Annotated in this window: 19 protein-coding genes and 1 other annotated feature; of the genes, 11 read left to right on the top strand and 8 right to left on the bottom strand. The window is 37.5% G+C overall.

Annotated elements, in window-relative coordinates; translation table 11 throughout:
* Nucleotides 1-6: 6 nt before the first annotated feature.
* Together argC and argF are read right to left on the bottom strand one after the other, a co-directional pair.
* Nucleotides 7-1,035 (bottom strand): N-acetyl-gamma-glutamyl-phosphate reductase, encoded by a 1,029-nt coding sequence (gene argC, locus MOO44_RS03835; RefSeq protein WP_260117100.1) that lies wholly within the window; start codon nucleotides 1,033-1,035, stop codon nucleotides 7-9.
* 18 nt (nucleotides 1,036-1,053) lie between these two features.
* Nucleotides 1,054-2,091 carry an ornithine carbamoyltransferase gene (gene argF, locus MOO44_RS03840; RefSeq protein ID WP_260117101.1) on the bottom strand — a complete coding sequence of 346 codons (1,038 nt, stop codon included), beginning with the start codon at nucleotides 2,089-2,091 and terminating at the stop codon, nucleotides 1,054-1,056.
* 264 nt (nucleotides 2,092-2,355) lie between these two features.
* Between argF and MOO44_RS03845 the strand changes: the two genes are divergently transcribed.
* From MOO44_RS03845 to MOO44_RS03860, 4 genes are all read left to right on the top strand, one after another.
* Complete coding sequence (locus MOO44_RS03845) at nucleotides 2,356-2,898, top strand: NAD(P)-dependent oxidoreductase (protein ID WP_260117102.1); 543 nt, start codon at nucleotides 2,356-2,358, stop codon at nucleotides 2,896-2,898.
* Complete coding sequence (locus tag MOO44_RS03850) at nucleotides 2,870-3,319, top strand: NAD(P)-dependent oxidoreductase (protein ID WP_260117103.1); 450 nt, start codon at nucleotides 2,870-2,872, stop codon at nucleotides 3,317-3,319. The genes MOO44_RS03845 and MOO44_RS03850 overlap by 29 nt, the downstream gene beginning before the upstream one ends.
* Nucleotides 3,320-3,481: 162 nt before the next feature.
* Nucleotides 3,482-3,713: a binding site (T-box leader), on the top strand.
* 61 nt (nucleotides 3,714-3,774) lie between these two features.
* Complete coding sequence (locus tag MOO44_RS03855) at nucleotides 3,775-4,920, top strand: 5-methyltetrahydropteroyltriglutamate--homocysteine S-methyltransferase (protein ID WP_260117104.1); 1,146 nt, start codon at nucleotides 3,775-3,777, stop codon at nucleotides 4,918-4,920.
* Nucleotides 4,921-4,970: 50 nt separating this feature from the next.
* Nucleotides 4,971-5,444 (top strand): S-ribosylhomocysteine lyase, encoded by a 474-nt coding sequence (locus MOO44_RS03860; RefSeq protein WP_260117105.1) that lies wholly within the window; start codon nucleotides 4,971-4,973, stop codon nucleotides 5,442-5,444.
* Nucleotides 5,445-5,608: 164 nt separating this feature from the next.
* Here the strand turns inward: MOO44_RS03860 and MOO44_RS03865 are convergent, their stop codons facing one another.
* Nucleotides 5,609-6,160, bottom strand: coding sequence for a TetR/AcrR family transcriptional regulator (locus MOO44_RS03865; protein WP_260117106.1), 552 nt, complete (start codon nucleotides 6,158-6,160; stop codon nucleotides 5,609-5,611).
* A 136-nt stretch (nucleotides 6,161-6,296) separates the two neighbouring features.
* Between MOO44_RS03865 and MOO44_RS03870 the strand changes: the two genes are divergently transcribed.
* From MOO44_RS03870 to MOO44_RS03880, 3 genes are all read left to right on the top strand, one after another.
* The gene (locus MOO44_RS03870) at nucleotides 6,297-7,148 is read left to right on the top strand and encodes a hypothetical protein (protein ID WP_260117107.1); all 852 of its coding nucleotides are present in this window, start codon (nucleotides 6,297-6,299) and stop codon (nucleotides 7,146-7,148) included.
* Between the two features lie 116 nt (nucleotides 7,149-7,264).
* Entirely contained in the window at nucleotides 7,265-8,128 is an 864-nt protein-coding gene (locus MOO44_RS03875) for an NAD(P)-dependent oxidoreductase (RefSeq protein ID WP_260117108.1), read from the top strand.
* An 82-nt stretch (nucleotides 8,129-8,210) separates the two neighbouring features.
* A complete protein-coding gene (locus tag MOO44_RS03880) occupies nucleotides 8,211-8,429 on the top strand; it encodes a hypothetical protein (protein WP_260117109.1) in 219 nt (72 codons plus the stop codon).
* 80 nt (nucleotides 8,430-8,509) lie between these two features.
* On the opposite strand, the gene MOO44_RS03885 is transcribed toward MOO44_RS03880, so the two are convergent.
* The 3 genes from MOO44_RS03885 to MOO44_RS03895 all read right to left on the bottom strand — a co-directional run bounded on the left by MOO44_RS03885 (nucleotide 8,510) and on the right by MOO44_RS03895 (nucleotide 11,221).
* On the bottom strand, nucleotides 8,510-9,433 hold the full coding sequence (locus MOO44_RS03885; RefSeq protein WP_260117110.1) for an ABC transporter permease: 924 nt from the start codon (nucleotides 9,431-9,433) through the stop codon (nucleotides 8,510-8,512).
* Nucleotides 9,434-9,506: 73 nt separating this feature from the next.
* Nucleotides 9,507-10,127, bottom strand: coding sequence for an ATP-binding cassette domain-containing protein (locus MOO44_RS03890; protein WP_260117111.1), 621 nt, complete (start codon nucleotides 10,125-10,127; stop codon nucleotides 9,507-9,509).
* A complete protein-coding gene (locus MOO44_RS03895; protein WP_260117112.1) occupies nucleotides 10,127-11,221 on the bottom strand; it encodes a hypothetical protein in 1,095 nt (364 codons plus the stop codon). The genes MOO44_RS03890 and MOO44_RS03895 overlap by 1 nt, the downstream gene beginning before the upstream one ends.
* A 1,106-nt stretch (nucleotides 11,222-12,327) precedes the next feature.
* Here MOO44_RS03895 and MOO44_RS03900 point away from each other — a divergent pair.
* The gene (locus MOO44_RS03900; RefSeq protein ID WP_260117113.1) at nucleotides 12,328-12,519 is read left to right on the top strand and encodes a hypothetical protein; all 192 of its coding nucleotides are present in this window, start codon (nucleotides 12,328-12,330) and stop codon (nucleotides 12,517-12,519) included.
* 354 nt (nucleotides 12,520-12,873) lie between these two features.
* Here the strand turns inward: MOO44_RS03900 and MOO44_RS03905 are convergent, their stop codons facing one another.
* Nucleotides 12,874-14,106 carry an ABC transporter permease gene (locus MOO44_RS03905; RefSeq protein WP_260117114.1) on the bottom strand — a complete coding sequence of 411 codons (1,233 nt, stop codon included), beginning with the start codon at nucleotides 14,104-14,106 and terminating at the stop codon, nucleotides 12,874-12,876.
* Nucleotides 14,107-14,108: 2 nt separating this feature from the next.
* Entirely contained in the window at nucleotides 14,109-14,996 is an 888-nt protein-coding gene (locus MOO44_RS03910) for an ABC transporter ATP-binding protein (protein ID WP_260117115.1), read from the bottom strand.
* A 277-nt stretch (nucleotides 14,997-15,273) separates the two neighbouring features.
* Here MOO44_RS03910 and MOO44_RS03915 point away from each other — a divergent pair, with 277 nt between their 5' ends.
* The 3 genes from MOO44_RS03915 to MOO44_RS03925 all read left to right on the top strand — a co-directional run bounded on the left by MOO44_RS03915 (nucleotide 15,274) and on the right by MOO44_RS03925 (nucleotide 18,584).
* Nucleotides 15,274-15,792 carry a GNAT family N-acetyltransferase gene (locus tag MOO44_RS03915; RefSeq protein ID WP_260117116.1) on the top strand — a complete coding sequence of 173 codons (519 nt, stop codon included), beginning with the start codon at nucleotides 15,274-15,276 and terminating at the stop codon, nucleotides 15,790-15,792.
* A gap of 538 nt (nucleotides 15,793-16,330) precedes the next feature.
* Complete coding sequence (locus tag MOO44_RS03920) at nucleotides 16,331-17,527, top strand: MFS transporter (RefSeq protein ID WP_260117117.1); 1,197 nt, start codon at nucleotides 16,331-16,333, stop codon at nucleotides 17,525-17,527.
* A gap of 52 nt (nucleotides 17,528-17,579) precedes the next feature.
* Nucleotides 17,580-18,584 (top strand): SEC10/PgrA surface exclusion domain-containing protein, encoded by a 1,005-nt coding sequence (locus tag MOO44_RS03925; protein ID WP_260117118.1) that lies wholly within the window; start codon nucleotides 17,580-17,582, stop codon nucleotides 18,582-18,584.
* Nucleotides 18,585-18,610: the final 26 nt, after the last annotated feature.

Below are 18,610 nucleotides of genomic sequence, written 5' to 3' on the forward strand. Positions count from 1 at the left end.
ATCCTCCTATGGTAAGACCGGGGTTAATTTCAATCCGTAGTCGGCATCGTATGCAAAGAGCAGGTTGAAGTTTTGAATTGCTTGTCCGGCAGCGCCCTTGATCATATTATCAATGACACTATCGACTAATAGATACTTAGTGACGGGGTTATAACTGAGGCCGATGTGGCATTCGTTAGTCCCAACCACTTCCTTGACCGTTGGTAATGAATCGTCAGCCACCTTTACGAATGGGTGGTCCTTGTATACCTTTGCGAATTGGTCCTTAAGCATCGCTTCGGTAACGCCATCCTTGACCTTAACATAAATCGAACTCATGATGCCGCGGTTAAACGGAACTAAGGTGGTCATAAACTGGATGTGGTCGACTTTAGGGTTCCATTGTTTTAGCATCGCCATGATTTCTGGGATGTGCTTATGCTCGTTTGGCTTGTAAATTTGGAGGTTGTCGTTTGCCTGAACGAAGTGACTGGAATCACTTAGCTTTTTCCCGGCACCGGATAGTCCCGACTTAGCATCAATGACGATGTTATCCAAATCGATGGAATCATTCATCATCAATGGGGCGAGGCCTAATAAAACGGAAGTGGCGTAACAACCCGGGTTGGCGACGTAGTTTTTACCAGGGTTAGTGGTTAAATCAGCTAATCCATAGTAAGCTTGCTCTAATTCAGCCTGTGGAGCAGTGGGTTGGTGGTACCATTTTTCGTATTCTTTCGGATCCTTTAATCGAAAATCACCAGACAGGTCGATCACGGGGAAGTCAGCATCGATGAACGGCTTTGCGAGCTTGCTCGTCACCCCAGCGGGGGTTGCGAAGAATACGGCATCATTTTCATCGATGATGGTCTGACTATCGTATGGCTTAACGGCCTTTGAGTAGTATGTGTATTGAGGAGCCAGGGTCTTCAACGGCACGGCTTCCTTAATATCGTGTTGGTAGATGTTGATTTTAATAATTCCGGGATGCTTTTGTAAGAGTCCGAAAAGGACCATGCCGGCGTAACCGGTGATTCCAATAATTGCAACGTTCATGTTAAAACGACCTTTCGATTAAAGATGGGGAATGTACATATTACCTAATGTAGCGGCGATCATTGCTTTGATGCCGTGTTTTCTATTTTCAGCTTCGTCAAATTGGCGGGCGTACTTACTGTTGAACACTTCGTCGGTAATTTCTAGTTCACTGAGGTGGTATTTTGCATACACTTCTTGGCCCACTTCGGTGTTTAAATCGTGGTAGGCTGGTAGACAGTGCATTACGATTAGCTTGCCGTCGAGGTTACCAGTCATTTCAAGGGCTTTCATGTTCACTTGGTATGGCGTCAATAGGTCGATTCGTTCCTGCCAGTTATCCTCACCCATTGAGACCCACACGTCAGTGGTAACCACGTTTGCGCCTTTTAGACCGCTTGCTAAGTCGGCAGTGATTTCAATCTTAGCGCCACTTTGCTTAGCGTAGTCCTTTGCGATGTTTACAACATCATCAGCTGGATCTAATTCGTCCGGACTAACGATGGCAACGTCGATGCCGACCATTGCACAACCAACTAGTAGGCTGTGGGCCACGTTGTTACGTCCGTCACCCAGGTAGGCAATCTTGACACCATCGAAGGAACCAAAGTTTTCCTTAATTGTGATTAGATCAGGAATCGTTTGGGTCGGGTGCCATTCATCGGTTAAGCCGTTCCAAACTGGCACGCCGGAGTACTTAGCCAACGTTTCAACGTCTGATTGCTTGTAACCACGGAATTCGATTCCGTCATACATACTACCCAAGACCTTGGCGGTGTCTGCGACTGATTCCTTGTGGGAAAGGTGAATATCATTCTTACCCAAGAAGACGGGATTGGCACCCAGTTCGAAGGCAGCGGTCGTAAATGCTGATCGAGTTCTGGTTGAATTTTTTTCAAAAATTAATGCGAGGTTTTTGCCCGCTAAGTATTTAGTGTAGTTATTTTGCTTGGCTTCTGCCTTTAAGTGTAGGCCGAAGTCAACTAAGTATTTCATTTCATTTGGGGTTAGATCGGTTTCAGCAAGGATGCTCTTGCCGTGGAATTGATTTGAGAAGAAGTTAAATTGACTTTGCATATTGGTTCCTCCAATTAATTATATTCAATTAATTTGAATATAATGTTCTTTACGTGAATTTATATTCATTATACTAACACCATTTTGGTTTTTATTCAACTGATTTTTGCATTTTTATTCGATTAATTTTAAAAATATGTATATATATGCTGATTATGCATGAATATTTGGCTAAATATTAATGAAAATTGAATAATCAGTTAAATAGGCAAATTAATTGCCGCTGACTTAAAATAAGCGTAATGTATTTTTGAGGTGAAGAACATGAATATTTTAGTCGCAATTGCAAACGATAATTTTAACCCAGCGCAATTAAAGCAGGCGTTCAATGCGAACCCGGCATTAAAAAACGATCACGTTTACTATGATTTTGAACATCCCGATTTTGATCCTGATCAAATTGACGTCATGATTGGCTATAATCAAAAATTATTGAATCAAATGCTCGATAGTGATTCGGCCCGTTTAAAATGGGTGCAGGCGCTATCAGCGGGGGTTGATTACTATCCACTAGCTAAATTGCAATCTAAGCACGTGATTTTAACGACTGTAAATGGAATCCATGCCGAACCGATTGCTGAATCAGCAGTGGGAATGATCTTAGGACAGTACCGCTTCCTAGTTGAATCGGCCCGTAAGCAGGGGTGGGTAAAACCCACGCACGATTTAAAGATGATTAAGGATAAGCATGCGGTAATCTTTGGCACTGGGCATATCGGTCGCCGGATTGCCGAACTGCTCACTGCATTTGGCGCTAAAGTGGTGGGGGTTAACCACAGTGGGGCATCCCGCCACTGGCTTTACTGAAACGGTTAGCACCAATGATTTGGCTGATGCGCGGATTACCAATGCTGAAATCGTGGTCAACGCATTGCCACTAACTGCTGCAACCCGTGGAATGTACAACCAAGCCTTCTTTGACCGGTTGACCCACCAACCAATCTTTATCACGATTGGCCGGGGACCTAGCACCAATACCGATGACCTATTAGCAGCGATTGATAATGGCAAACTAGGTGCTGCGGGCTTAGACGTTACTGATCCGGAACCGCTGCCAGCAGACCATCCGCTATGGCAGCGCGAGAACGTCTTGATTACTTCACACATTTCAGGGATTCATGCCGAATACCTGGATGAATCAATCGCCATTTTTAATCAGAACCTGAGTCAATTTAATGTGAATGGTCAAGTGGCGATTAACCAAGTTGATTTTAAGAAGGGCTATTAATTGAAATAATGGTCAGAAATTGGCGCTAAATCAAGATTTTAAAGCCCTTTTGGCCAACTAAAATGCTGGTAATTATGATTCAATTAAAAAATTATTAGAAAAAGTGTTGACATTTATAATCAAACTTCGTAGAATGTAATCAATCAATTAAAACGAATTCAAATAAACAAGATGATCAGGAGAGTACCGCTTAAAGATGGTTCAGAAAGTCTACGTTTGCTGTGAGTAGACCGATTCGATAACCGGGAAGATGGCCTGTAATTTGGCGGCGTCGATATTTAAACGCCGATGGGGTGGCAACCATTATTCACTGCACACGTTGTTTGACGTTAGTGAGGGAGATTGTGTAAACAATGTCCGAATTAGAATGGTACCGCGGGAATCCGCTTCTAGTATTGCACTAGGAGCGGATTTTTTTATTTGAATTGATTTATTACCGAAGGGGAGTTATTAAAATGCCAGAATTTAACGGACAACCATTACACTACGATATTGTTGGAAGTTTCTTAAGACCCAAAGAACTAAAGGATGCTAGAAAAGATTTTGAACACCATGCGATTGATCACGATCAATTAACTAAGGTTGAAAATGATGAAATCACCAAGTTAGTGGCCAAGGAAAAAGAAGTCGGCCTAAAGATTGTGACCGATGGTGAATTCCGGCGTAGTTACTGGCACCTAGATACGTTCTGGGGCTTTGATGGCATTAAGCACACTAAACAGGAACACGGCTACTTTTTCCATAACCTGGAAACTAGAAATGATTCTGCTCAAGTAGAAGGCAAGATTAAGTTCAATTCGAACCATCCTGACTTATCGGCATACAAGTTCCTATACAACTTAACTAAGGATGACGATTCTATCGTTGCTCGACAAAGTATTCCATCACCAGCACAGCTATATACCGAGTTAGTTCGTGATCCTACGAACATTGCTGCTTTAGAAAAATTCTATGGTAAAGATACTGATGCATTGGTTCATGATATTGGGAAAGCCTACCATGATTTAATTTTGGCTCTTTATGAGGTTGGTTGTCGTGACGTAAAACTTGATGATTGTACGTGGGGGGTTCTATCAGATAAGAAACTTTGGAATGTCTTTGCTGAAAATGGTCAGAGTGTAGATGACTTAAAGCAGCTTTACCTACGTTTCAATAATGAAGCAATTAAGGATCTTCCAGATGACCTCCGCATCAGCACCCACGTTTGCCGCGGCAACTACGCATCGACTTGGGCAGCAAGTGGTGGCTACCAACCAGTTGCCCACACGTTATTCGCTGAGGAAAATGTTGATGCTTACTACCTTGAATTTGATGATGATCGTTCAGGAGATTTCGCACCACTAAATGAAGTTACCCCTGGTAAGGAAGTCGTATTAGGGTTAGTAACTAGTAAGCAACCGGAACTTGAAAATCCAGAGAATTTGGTAAAACGGATTCATGAAGCTGCTGAGTTTGTTCCATTGGATAAGTTATCCTTGAGTACCCAATGTGGTTTTGCCTCAACTGAAGAGGGGAATCACCTGACTGAAAAGCAACAATGGAAGAAAATTAAGTTGGTCATTGATACTGCAAATGAAGTTTGGCAAACAGTAGAAAACTAATATATATAATGAAGGAATTTAAATTTTAAAATAGAAGGGTTGATTCATTTATGGCTAAAGTAGAAAGTTTCACACTAGATCACACTAAGGTTCACGCTCCATACGTTCGTTTAATTACTGAAGAACAGGGCGCACATGGGGATGTCATCTCTAACTACGATTTAAGATTGGTGCAACCCAACGAAGAAGCAATTCCTACTGCGGGGTTACACACGATTGAACATTTACTGGCTGGATTGCTACGCGACCGCTTAACTGGCGTAATCGATTGTTCACCATTTGGTTGTCGGACCGGGTTCCATTTGATTACCTGGGGTTCGCATTCAACTGAAGACGTTGCAAAGGCATTGAAGAGCTCACTTGAAGCAATTGCTAACGACATTGAATGGAAGGACGTACAGGGAACCACTGCAGAAAGCTGTGGGAACTGGCGTGACCACTCATTATTCTCAGCGAAAGCATGGGCTAATACGATCTTAGACCAAAAGATTAGTACCGACCCATACGTTCGCCAAACGATTTAGGGCAAATTCATTTAACCGGGAGGGATGGATATGGCATTTTTTGATAACTACATTGTGCGTGCAGTCTTACTAGTTGGTTTTTGGGTGGCATATCTAGCCCTGGTCAGGTTTGTGTTTAGAAAAAAATAATAATAGCGGGGTTACTCAATTGAGGAATCCCGCTATTATTTTTGGCTGAACGAATCCAGAATATGATTTAATTCATTAATGACTGCTAATTGATGTGTAACTGAAAAACGAGCTGGATTTTGAACGTAGTATTTAATGGTAATTAATACGATTCCAGCAATGATTTCAATTACCAATGGATCATTAGAAACATGGTGATTACTTAATTGTTCTGTAATTAACGTTTTCATCTCCACGTTAATATCAACGTTTGTGGTGTGAATCATTTGTAATGCAACCAAAGATTGCCGCAACGATTGGTTGTTCAGCATAAAATTCACGGTAGCAACCAAGTTCATAGTTCCTGATTGCTCGCCATTATTAGCAAAGTGGCTTTTAATTATTTCGGTATACTGGTTCAAAAAATTATTTTCCACGTGTTTAGCGAGGTCGTATTTATCTTGAAAATGATCATAAAACGTCTTAGGATTAATTTCAGCTTGTTTAGCGATTTGAATAACACTAACCTTCTGAAATCCCCTATCAATTACTAATGCGATAAAACTATTTTCAATTTCACGGATGGTTCTTTTTACCCTTAAGTCCATTAGGTGCCCCTTAATTATGTAATAGATGCTTTCATTATATTACTTAAGTAATAACTTCGCCAAGTTTAACCATTGTTGATGGGATTAAATTTCATTATGATTAAATCATCAATTAATTAGTAGGGAGAAATTATTCATGGCAGATTATCAAATTAGATTTAGCGTTGATGGACGGACAATTTTAGAATCAGAAATTTTGGGGATGGAACTTAGTCGCTATCACCATGTATTTGATGTTTTTGATCGAAAGGGGCTGCCGATTTCTTTAAATGGCAATCAACAAACACTTAACCAGCTGAAAGAGCTAAGCTTAGCCGATGCTAAGGTGGCACTCGCTCAAACTAGGGCAGCAATGGGGAAGGCTAAAACATTGGCAGTTTTTAGACCGGAACTTGACCGTAGTGATCAGATGTGGGAAACGATTGCTAAGCATGCCGATTCTAATGAACCGTTACAACAAGCAATCGTAGAGGTAGAAACTGATAATATTTCACTGGTTCAGTTCATGATGTTTAACCAAGGGCTAGCTAAGGCGAATAATTTGTACCTACCATCAACGATTCACCCGGAACACTATTACTTTGATGCCCAAAAGGGGGGCCGGCAGGTAATTGTGGAAACGTTTGGCATGTACAAAGATCCATCCTATTTAGATTTAAAACCAGCTGGGCATGCTAGTTATCCCATCACTCCTGATCATGATGATGATTTGATTATGGCAGGCGATACGTTTTTAGCAGATAATGGTTTGAACACCACGATTATTGGGATGCACCAGTTAAAGAATAAACCCAATGGAATGAAAGTTAAGTTGGGCGTCTTTTTACCAGCATCAGCTCCGAAGGAAATTATCGAAGGACACAAGTGGCACTTGATGGTTGAATTTAATAATGGACTACACCTTGCTGCTAAGCAACACCCTAATTTTATTCAAAAAATGGTGTTTAAAGCCGTATTGAATAAGTTAAAACGAAATCTCAATAAATAATAATCACTCCGGATGGAAACATCGGGAGTGTTTTTGATGTAAGGCGGTTTAATTGAAGTCGGGGTTTGAATTTGCATATAATGGACTCAACAAATAAAAATAAAGAGGGCATTGAGATGAAAATTGGCTTTATCGGTACTGGGGTCATGGGGACTGGCATGATCAAAAACTTAATTAAAAATGATTATGATGTTACCGTTTATAACCGCACCAAAGCCCATGCTAAGGATGCAATGGATGCGGGAGCTAAGTGGGCGGATTCGCCCAAGGCTTTGGCTGAATCAGTTGACGTGGTTCTAACGATTGTGGGCTTCCCCCAGGATGTGGAGGAAGTTTACTATGGTGATGATGGATTGTTCCAGTCTGCTAAAGCGGGACAAACGTTGATTGAAATGACGACCAGTAAACCGAGTTTGGAAGAACGGATTGCAAAGACTGCTGATGCCAAGGGGATTAAGACGTTAGACGCCCCCGTTTCAGGTGGTGATGTGGGTGCTAAGAACGGCACCCTAACCATCATGGTTGGTGGCGAACAGGATGTCTTTGATGAAATGAAGCCGGTTTTGAGTGCCATGGGTTCAAATGTGAATCTTTTCGGTGGTCACGGAAAGGGTCAACACACCAAGATGGCCAACCAAATTATGATTGCCGGCACCATGACCGGCTTATCCGAAATGCTGGCTTACGGTAAAGCAGCCGGCCTAGATTTGGATGCACTAGTTAAAACCGTTTCACAGGGGAGTGGCGATAACTGGAGCTTGGATAACTACGGCCCCCGCATTTTAGCAGGGGATTTCAAGCCCGGCTTCGCTGCTAAGCACTTCCTAAAGGATTTAAGAATCGCATTACAAGAATCTGAAAAGATGGCCGTTCCAATGCCCGCTACTGAAAAGGCCAAGGAACTCTATGAAAAGATGGTCGATCAAATGAACTTGGGGAATGATGGAACTCAAGGGTTAGTGAAACTATACGAAAAATAATTAGTTGAATGTTTAAAAATCCCGTGGGTTCTAATCACGTGGGTTCTAATCACGGGATTTTTTAGTAAGGAGTGAATTTGATATGCATCAAGTGCGTGAATATTTGATGATTGTTTCATACGCCATTTTATTAATTGGAATCATCCTCGATGGTCTGGGGTGGTGGTTATTTAAGCTACGCGCATTGCGGAACAAGCCTGCGTGGGATGGTATTGGTGGCAAGCTGTTGAAGTTTGGAATTGTGCTTACCATGATTGGATTTGTGATGGTGGGATTTTCGCTGTATTGGTTGGGCCAGTGAGCGTTTTTTTATAATTAAAAAGGGGGATCTTAAATCAAATTACCGGTTTAAAATCCCCTTTTAATGATGCAAATATTAATTTATTTATTTTTATTATGAGCTTCAATAATGCTTGTTCCAATGATCATTAACAACATAACCACGATTGAGCTGCTTAGAATTACCATTCCATCCGTAGCGGTTAGATAATCATTATTAATATTTGTGCCTAGTTGAAATGTAGCGATATTAAATCCGTTATAAAATGAAAATGGAATTAAATGCGCTAGACTGCTAATGGGTTTAAAGAAATAAATCCCGATTAGTGCCCCAAAGGTAATAATATTAACGAAAAGTAACGAATTGAGTTTGTCTTTCAAAATGCTGACAATTAAGTAACTAAACATGACCATGAAAATAATGAAAAGGATTTGAATCACGATTAATGGAACGATAATTTGACTTAGGTTTACGTATGCTCCAATATCTTGATTTTGCAACATGGTATTGATTGGATAGTTTAAATTACCAAAACCACCACCCAACAACCCTAAAATCATGGCAGTTAGTAACGATATTAAGATGATTCCACCATAGATTAAGCAACCAACTCCAATGTTCACGAGAATGAATTTAAATTTTTCGATTGGGATTAGGGTAGATATGCTGATGTTTTCAACGTAGTTAGTGGCAAATAAGTTTACTAAAATGGTAATCATAGCAATTAAAATGATGCCCATCATGTAATCAACGCCAACTTTTTGCATCAATGTTACTGATGTTTTTGGTTGATCAGTTGATTCGTATTTTAAATGGGAATGGTGTAAATATGATAGGAGCAAATTAGTCTTCGTTAACTTATTAGCAATTTCATTCGAGTGGGCCTGTTTAATTAATTGAGTATTGTGTTTAAATAATGTGACGTAACTTTGTTGCGAATCGGCTTGATAATGGGCTTGATTTAAATTACTTTGCATGGCGTCATTACCACTATTAAGACTGGTAATCAGCACAAACGTTAACAAAACCGGTACCACTAAAACAAGAATAAGATTTAATTTATTTTTGAAAAAGCGCGTCATTAAAAAATGCCCATAATTAATCATCTGAACTCACGACCTGACAATTTTTAATTGTTAACACAGTATTCGCATACGGCATGATTTCATCCTTATAGTGTGAGGAAGTGATAATGCACTTGGACTGAGCCATTTGATTTAAAATTTGCATTAATTGTTTCCGACTATCCTCATCCAAGCCGTTGTTAATCTCATCCATGATCATATAATCAGCATCACTAATTAAATACATTGCGATTAGGAGCTTTTGCTTCATGCCTAGCGAATACTTGCGAATGGCCTTTTTAACGTAGCCCTGCATATTCCATAGTTTAATGACTGATTCGACTGGAACCGTTGAATGCCATTGTGATTTTACAAATTTTAAGTAGTCTAATCCGGACAGATTTAAATCGAACCAATTTGAGCTTTCATAGTAAAACAACTTGCTACGTTGGCTGGAAATGGGGCGTTCATTAATTGTAATTCCCTGATTACTGGAATTAATTAGGCCTAATATGGCTCTGAAAATAGTTGTTTTGCCAGAACCATTGGGGGCAACGATTAGATATAGGCCCTTGTCATTGAATGTATATGTGAAATTATTAATTACCCGCTGATTCGGGAATGAAACGGTTAGCTTATTTACCCGTAGCGTCATTATGCAGCCTCCTTAGAATGCTGGTGCTGATTTAAAATTACAATCAGACCGAGGATCACTAAAATTGATATTGGAAGCACTATAATTGCATCCGTAAAATCAATTGAACTACTTAGATAAAGTGAGTTTCCTGAAATAATGCCCACCGAATCTAAATAAGTGGTAGGCAGAAATTGCGCAATGTCCCTCAGGAAGCCAAAAATATGGGTAGCAACGCTAAGCATAATTAGGATTGCGCTGCTAGTGATTACAGTGCTAATCAATTTTTTGCAGATTAGTGAGACTAAGTAGACGGTGCTAGTTATAAAAATCATAAGTAATAATTGTAACATCAAGGTCTGACCAAAGATGGTGGCGATTGGAACGTACTTCATGCTTCCATTACTGTTTACAAAAAATGGATAGTCAAGGCGGATGGTTCCAACGATAAGGGAACTCATAATTAAATTAAATAAGTTCAATAGTAAGTAATAAATATAAAATCCGCTAGTTCCAAATGCAATTTCTAATATTGATTGCTGATTAGCCGCTATTGGAATTAGCTGGTTTTTATTAATTGATTCATAGAATTTATGATTGAATAAGCGACTAAGCACAAAAATCATTACGAATGTAATCATGAAGGGCATTAGTATGTTATTGATCCACATTGTAAAAGTTAAACTATGCGTGGGATATTCCTCTGATTCAGGATCATTAATGCGGTGTTCACTTAAGTAGTCCATTAATAGATTGTTTCTTTGATTTATTTTCATTATCCAGTCGGGAGTATCAGCAGTATGAAGATCATTATTATTAACAATTTTTTGAAAATGATAAGCAGCTAACCAATCGTGTTTTGCGATGGCATTAGTAACGTTAGTGTTTATTTTGATCAGATATCGGCTTATTGATGCTGGTTGCGCATCCTTAGATTTTAGTAATGATTTATTATATTGAATCCTATTTTCAGCAAAATAATACAGATTAGAACTTTTTTGATTGCTGATATTAACAAATAGTAATCCAAGGCTAAAAAGTGGAATTAATAAGAAAATAATGATGTTAATCCGATTGCTAATGATACTTCTCCACAGAAATTGTATGTACGACATTTAAACATCCTCCTAATGGTTACAGCATGTATTAAATTATGGCACAAATCATTGAATTTTTCATTTTGATTAAACAAAGTGCTCCTATGATAATAATATAGACTATTTTTATGGTGGTGTCCTTTTCTTGGATATATTTAGATTACGCTTACAATTATGCTAGTAAGGTGCAAATTAAGTAATAATGGCTTAAACATGCAGCATTTATGCTGAATATTAAAGCGAATTGACTATAAATATCAACACCATTAAAAATAACAAAAAGATGATTAGTCGATAGCGAAAAATATAGATATTATCCTGATTATCCACAGCTAATTTACTATCTACTAGCTCAGCATATTCATATGATTTAATTCATTCCGATTCTTTGAATGGCCATCATTATTACAATGCATTGGTATGAAACTTTCATTCGATACTAAAGCAGGAGTGTGGATTTCACTAAAAATTTAGTTCATTGGCGTATGCAAGATTATCACTTAGCAAATAATACGCAAATACCTAAATACAATTGTGTCTTTATTACGACTAAAAAAGACATGCTGGATAACGTTATTATAACGCTGTTTAGCATGTCTTTTTTTAGATTAACAAGCATTTTTGAGGGCGGTGGCTCGTAACTTTGATTGGATGTGATGGCTATGCATCACAAATCTAATGGAATGCAACGGGCTAGTTACAATGAATGCTTACCAATCGTTATCGTTGTTGATACAATAACTGTCGTTACTGTTTACGATGTTCATGTATTTCAACGACCGCAAGTAACAAAAAAGCCGCCCCAAGCTTTTGACGAAGTAAATTGGGCGACTAATTGTTATAGTTGTTTTAATTAACTAAGCCACTGCCTTTGAAGCAGCTTGTTGATTAAGGAGTCCTGATGACCGTCAGGGGTCTTTTTCTATACCTATATAATACATATCAAGGGGCAACTAAGTCAAATATGAAAGCCCATTAATATTTTTTAATCAGGAATAAGAAAGATCTACTAGATAACGTTAGCATAATGCTGATTAGTAGATATTTTTGATATGTTATAATGGCTAAGATTAGCAAGCATTTTTGAGAGCGGTAGCTCGCAACTTTGATTGGAGGTGATGTTTATGCATTACAAATCTAATGGAAGGCAACGGGCTAGTTACAATGAACGCTTACCAGGCGTTATCGTTATTGATGCAAGAACTATCGTTATTGTTTACGATGTTCGTGTATTTCAACGACCGAAAGTAACAAAAAAGCCGCCCCAGACTTTTGACGAAGCAATGTGGGCGGCTAATTTGTTTATCTGTTTATAAACTGAGTCGCTGCCTTTGAAGCAGCGTATTGATTAAGGAGTCCTGATGGCCGTCAGGGCTCTTTTTCTATATCTCCATAATACATATCAAGGGGCAACTAAGTCAAATTTGAAAGCCTTTTTTAAGGGATGGATCAATGCTTCTATAATTAAATTTCGGACAAAATTTAATAATCCAATTCCCCACATGATGAGGGCCAGAACTAATGTTTACGATCCTTTAAATGAGTACTGTCCCAGTTACCAAAATATTGGCATTAAATAATCACTTTCCATTTTGTCCAAAGAATGTATCATATCCTTGCTTATATTCTGAACTCCGTTTATAAATCCACTTTTGATAAAATTTAAAAATTCATTTACCATTATTGGGATATACAAGGTTTAATAATGAATTCAAAATAGATTCATTACTGTAGTAAAAAATATGTGATGAGTATGTTTTCAAGGCAACTTTGTATAAAATTAAAGCTAATAATAACGATAAGAAGATAGCGATGAATGAATTATTAAATGTAACTACCCCATATGCTAATCTAACAGTCATAATTGTATGATTAGTAAATGGGATATAAGATAAGGCTTTAGATATTAGAGAATTAGGATTACTTTGAGTTAAAAAACTTAGTAAATATGGAATAATGACAAAGGTTGAAGTTATAGTCGCTGCTTGTGATACATCTTCTATTTTAGAAGTAAATGAAGCAATTATTACCGACAGTAGTATAAATAGTAATATGGCAAGAATTGCTAGAATGCTAACTATTACTATATATTCAATGCTTATTCCTTTAAGATAACTATCAATTCCAAACGGATTTGTTATATTATTCATTTTTAAAAATACAAATGCAATAAAGCCGATAATGATATATATAATAACTTGTGAGATCATTAGCCAAGAAATCCCTAATAGTTTTCCCTTTAAATGATCCTTAGCAGGAATAGCAGCAATTATTTCATCTATTAAATGATTGCCCTTTTCTTTACCGACTTCAGCACACATTATACTTACATAACTATTTAAGAATAAAAATGTTATGAAGACAATCATTTCACTAAAGTAATTTGCAAAAGTACTATTTTTAACACGATCTTTTTCCCTGTTTAGTGGAACATCTTTTATTTTAACGTTATTACTAGTTATGCGTTTCCACTGATTAATATTCAATCCCAATTTAGCTGCATATTTTTGAGAATTAATAATAGATATATTTTTATATAGTTCCTTTACTGGATTAGTTGCATTCGAAGAAGAATTATATTTATAAGATATTTTGCTCATATCTTTATTAACGTATAGGGCACCATCAATTATATTAGATTTTAAGCTCGTTTTTATAGCCTTAGGATTAATTTTTCTTACTGTATAAGTACTAGATTTATTTTGAATCAATAAACTTCTAATATTAGAATTACCTACAACAGCTATTTGAGCCTTATTATCTTTTATTTGATTATTATTATATTGATTTAGTCCAAATATTAAGAACAACATAGCAAGTGGAGCTAGTAACATCCAGTAGTATGCAAATGAAAAAAATCTTCTTTTAAAAAGCATCTCAGCTACTGTGAATATTTTATTCATTATTAATCTCCCTCATTTATAGAATTTTTAAAAATGTCATCCAGACTAGGGTACATAATCCTATAACCTGTTAAATTATTATTATTTTTAGCATTATTCAAAGCTATTTGAGCATGTTTATATGTATCAAAAGTAATAATTTTACCAGGATAATCGTTAATATAAGATTTAGCACCCTCTAAATCCTCAATATTTATATCTATTCCTTCTAAATATAATTTATTTTTAGGGAAACTACTACGAATATCATCTAAATATCCATATAATTTTTTATGTCCATTAACCAAAAGTAGTATTTTATCAGATATTAACGAAACGTTTTTCATATTGTGAGAAGAAAAAATTATAGTTGCCCCTTCATTTCTAAGTTGCCCAATAACATTAATTAATATATCAATATTAACTGGATCCAGACCTGAAAATGGCTCATCTAATATAATTAGTTTTGGTTTATGAATTAAAGCTGTTATTAATTGCACTTTCTGTTGATTTCCCTTAGATAAGTTTTTTATCTTACTTTTTAACTTTCCTTTTACATCTAATTTTTTCATCCAATACAACAAATTACTGGTAATATCAACTTTTTTCATATTATGTAGTTTAGCAAAGTATGAAACTTGCTCATTGATTGTCATATCAAGATAAAGTCCTCTTTCTTCCGGTAAAAATCCTACATAATCTAATGTATTTTTATCAATAGGTTTATTATTAAATTTAATGGTTCCTGAATCTGGTTTAATAAAGTTCATAATCATTTTAAAAGTTGTTGACTTGCCAGCACCATTTTGACCAACTATTCCTAAAACTTCACCATTATCAATGTCAAAGCTTATTCCATTAACAGCGTTTAATTCACCAAATTTTTTTGATATTCCATCAACATTTAGCATATAAAATACCCCCTTCTTTTTTAAAACTGTAATATATAATATCATATTTTATAGAATTAGCAGTTTAAATCTTCATAAGATGAAAATGGTTATTTGATATTTAAATTTTGCAGATTAAATCATGTTTAATCCACTTTTGAATTAGTTGTGCTAAAATAAAGATAGTTAAATACTGGTATGTGCAGTCGTAACCAAATAAACAGTGCCGTTGAAATGAGGGTTGGAGACTTCCCTTGTTTCAACAGGCGCTGTTTTTTATTTTAAGGGGGAAACTAATATGGCTGGAATTTATTTAAGAGTTGCCACTGAAGATGATCTGGATTCGATTATATCGATTATTAAAGATGCTCAAGGATTACTAAAAGCTGATGGAAGCAATCAATGGCAAAATGGATACCCCACTCGGCAGATCATCATGAATGATATTCAAAGTGGATCAAATTATGTATTAATCGTTGATGGAAAAGTTGCTGCTACCGCATATTTAATGGGTGGTGAAGAACCCACATTTAATACAATTGAAGGCAGCTGGAATCGTCCCAATGAGCAATATATTACCATCCACCGAATTGCATTGGCTAGTCAATACCATGGACTGCATTTAGGTTCTTACTTACTGTCAAATTTAATTACTGTGTCAGTGATGAAGGGCTATCAAAACATTAGATTTGATACTTGGCCGGTTAACAAACGCATGCAAGGACTAGGGGAGCGATTTGGCTTTGAGTATCGGGGAATGATTCAGGATGTTTATGACGGGAATACTAAAGAATGGGCGTATGAATTGAATTTATGATAGAAATAATTTGAATTGATATTAAAAGAATATTTCTTCTGAAAATTGTTAGTTAGCCATTGTAAAATTTAATATCTAGACTAGTTCTAATTAAAGGACTCTATCACTCATTAGATTAAAGTTAATGGTGATAGAGCCCCTTTAGGTTAAACATTTAGTTGATTATAATATCCAGTGGGACATTAATAATGGCGATTATTAATTATCTTCATAATAATTAAGCCGTTTAAAATTAGGAGCATCGCCTGAAAAACTTTAGAAATAATATTTTCTGAAATACTAGGGGTAGCACCGATTAAAACGTATATCAATGAGCTAACGAAGAAAACTAAACTAAGTAGCCAGTTCTTTTTCAAATTATCCCTCCTGGCATTTAATTTGGATGTCCTTTTAATCCAATTAGTCAATACTCATAGTAGCGATTCATAGCATGGTTGTCAATTTTAGTAGGGTTTGTCATGTTTGTCATGTTAGTAAAATTTAGCCTTTATTATAATTTTCGGGGGGGTATACTATTTAACAATAGAGGGGGCATTGTATGAAAAAAGACACTAAATTAATTGGACTATTGATGAGCTCACAAGCACTATACCTATCCGCCATGAGTGTGGACATGACAATTACAGCACTAGTGGGGACCGAATTAGCACCTAGTAAAATATTAGCTACGCTTCCAATGGCATTAATTTCGATTTTAAGCGTAGTGGTTGCCCCGCAGATTCCTAAATTAGCCGGGCGCATCGGGTTGAAGACCCTATTTATGGTTGGCGGCATTATCGCAGCCTTCGGTGGGCTAAGCTCGTGGGCTAGTATTAACGTTCACTCGTTTTTACTATTATGCTTAGGGACTTCCTGTGTGGGAATCTACCAAGCAATTGCGAATTACTACCGTTACGTGGCCGCTGATGTTTCCAAGGGTAATGAAGTTCGGAGCATTTCTTTGATCCTATCCGCTGGAACGGTGGCTGCAATTGTGGGGCCTGTGCTAGCAACCTGGACTAGTCAGGCATTGTTGCCAATATACTCAGGCGCATATTTACTAGTCGGGGCATTGGGATTGTGTGCAATGACGGTGAACAGCTTTTTACCCCGTCAGACAGTTAACCAAACGATAAGTCAGCCGAATGCCGATCAAGGTGCACCACAACAAACGGTTCGCTTAGCAACATTGGTCAAACGGCCAACGTTTCGCAACGGGGCCTTGCTATGTCTTTGTAGTTGTTTTTCAATGGCGTTAATTATGTCAGGGGCCCCGATTTTTATGCAAACGATGTTGCATAGTACTCCAGAACAACGGATGGTCGGCATGCAACTACATATGTTGGGGATGTACTTACCAGTGATCTTATTGCTATTTACCGCTAAGTACATTCGAATGAAGGGGCAAATTTTATTTGCGCTTGCAATTGGCATCATTGCAACCCTGGTTAGTATTTTACACGTCAATGCAATTAGCGTAATGTTGACTTTGCTTTTGATTGGTGTCTTTTGGAGCTTCAGTTATGCATCAGGGAGTTCACTGTTGACTAAATCCTACTCTGCTGCTGAACGACAGTCCGCACGGGGCAAGGGTGAATTAGCACCGGTCCTCGGATTAGCAATTGGGAGTTTACTAGCGGGGCCGTTCAATGCATGGTTGGGTTGGCAATTCCAAATGGGGTTTGTAATACTGTTTATCTTAGTGACCATGGGATTGATAATGTTTGATTGGAAGCGCATTGCTTCTTTTTGGTGACTATGTTATTATAAATTTATTGAATTTACATAATAGGTGGGGGAGTTAAATCATGAAACCATTTAGCCGAATGTTGGAATTAGCACTAGTGGGGGGATTATTGTTAACAACGTGTTCAGTAACTACCAATGCTGATCAAAGTATTAATTTATTTAAAGCGCAAACGACTAATGATGCGACGGTTGCTACCACGCAAAAGATTCAAAAACTAACGCAGGCAGATTTGAATCATTTTATTCCAACGCAAGCTCAAAAAGTGATTGGCAACCAGGTAACTGATCCTGGTTCTGATGCTATTTTCATTCCCAAAGTTAATTATCAAGCTAGCCAAAATCCACAAAACCAGTTAAAAGTGCCTAATGGTTACACACTAAAAAAATTAAAATATGCAGCTAGCAATAAGGCGATTGGTAATTATCGAATCCAAATTCAGATGGGTAAAATTGGCTTGCGGGGCTTGGCAATTAATTCATTTACCCCTGCTAAACGGGATTTAAAGCGCCCCGTCAACTTGAATCGAATTACGTTTGCACAGAGCAAGGAATTAACTCGGTTTGCACTTTTAATATTGAACCCCGCGATTCAAAAATTGGGCGGAATTCCATACCGTGCGACCACTAATTCAATCCAATTTGCTCAAGCCAGTGCAGATGTTTATAGTAAGGATAATTGGAACAACACTGGTGATAAAACCGGGCATGATCCAAAGGTTAAACCAGTTGTTTCCAAGGCTTTTAACGTTAAAGATGTTGCTGAGGAAAACTACAGTGATAATCCGTCGTTTAATCTCACGAGCCCAAAGCTGAAGCAACGAACGGTTTCAATGGCTACTTTAAAGGCCACGATTTATAGTTCAATGGCAATCCAAATGTATGAGGACGGACCATCTTATTGGGGCCACGCGACTGCTCTAATGAACCTAGACATTCATCCCAAGTACCAACCTAATTATTTTGGGGTCGGTTTTGATAAATTTGGTGGGATTCATTTCATGATGGTCCCACATAATCATTTGGTGAATCGAGCATTTGTTTTAGGGCAAGTGGTCGTTGAATAAGACTCCGATGATTAAATTTTAAAACC

Origin of the sequence: Nicoliella spurrieriana, from assembly GCF_023380205.1 — a bacterium.
Taxonomy (GTDB): Bacteria; Bacillota; Bacilli; order Lactobacillales; family Lactobacillaceae; genus Nicoliella; species Nicoliella spurrieriana.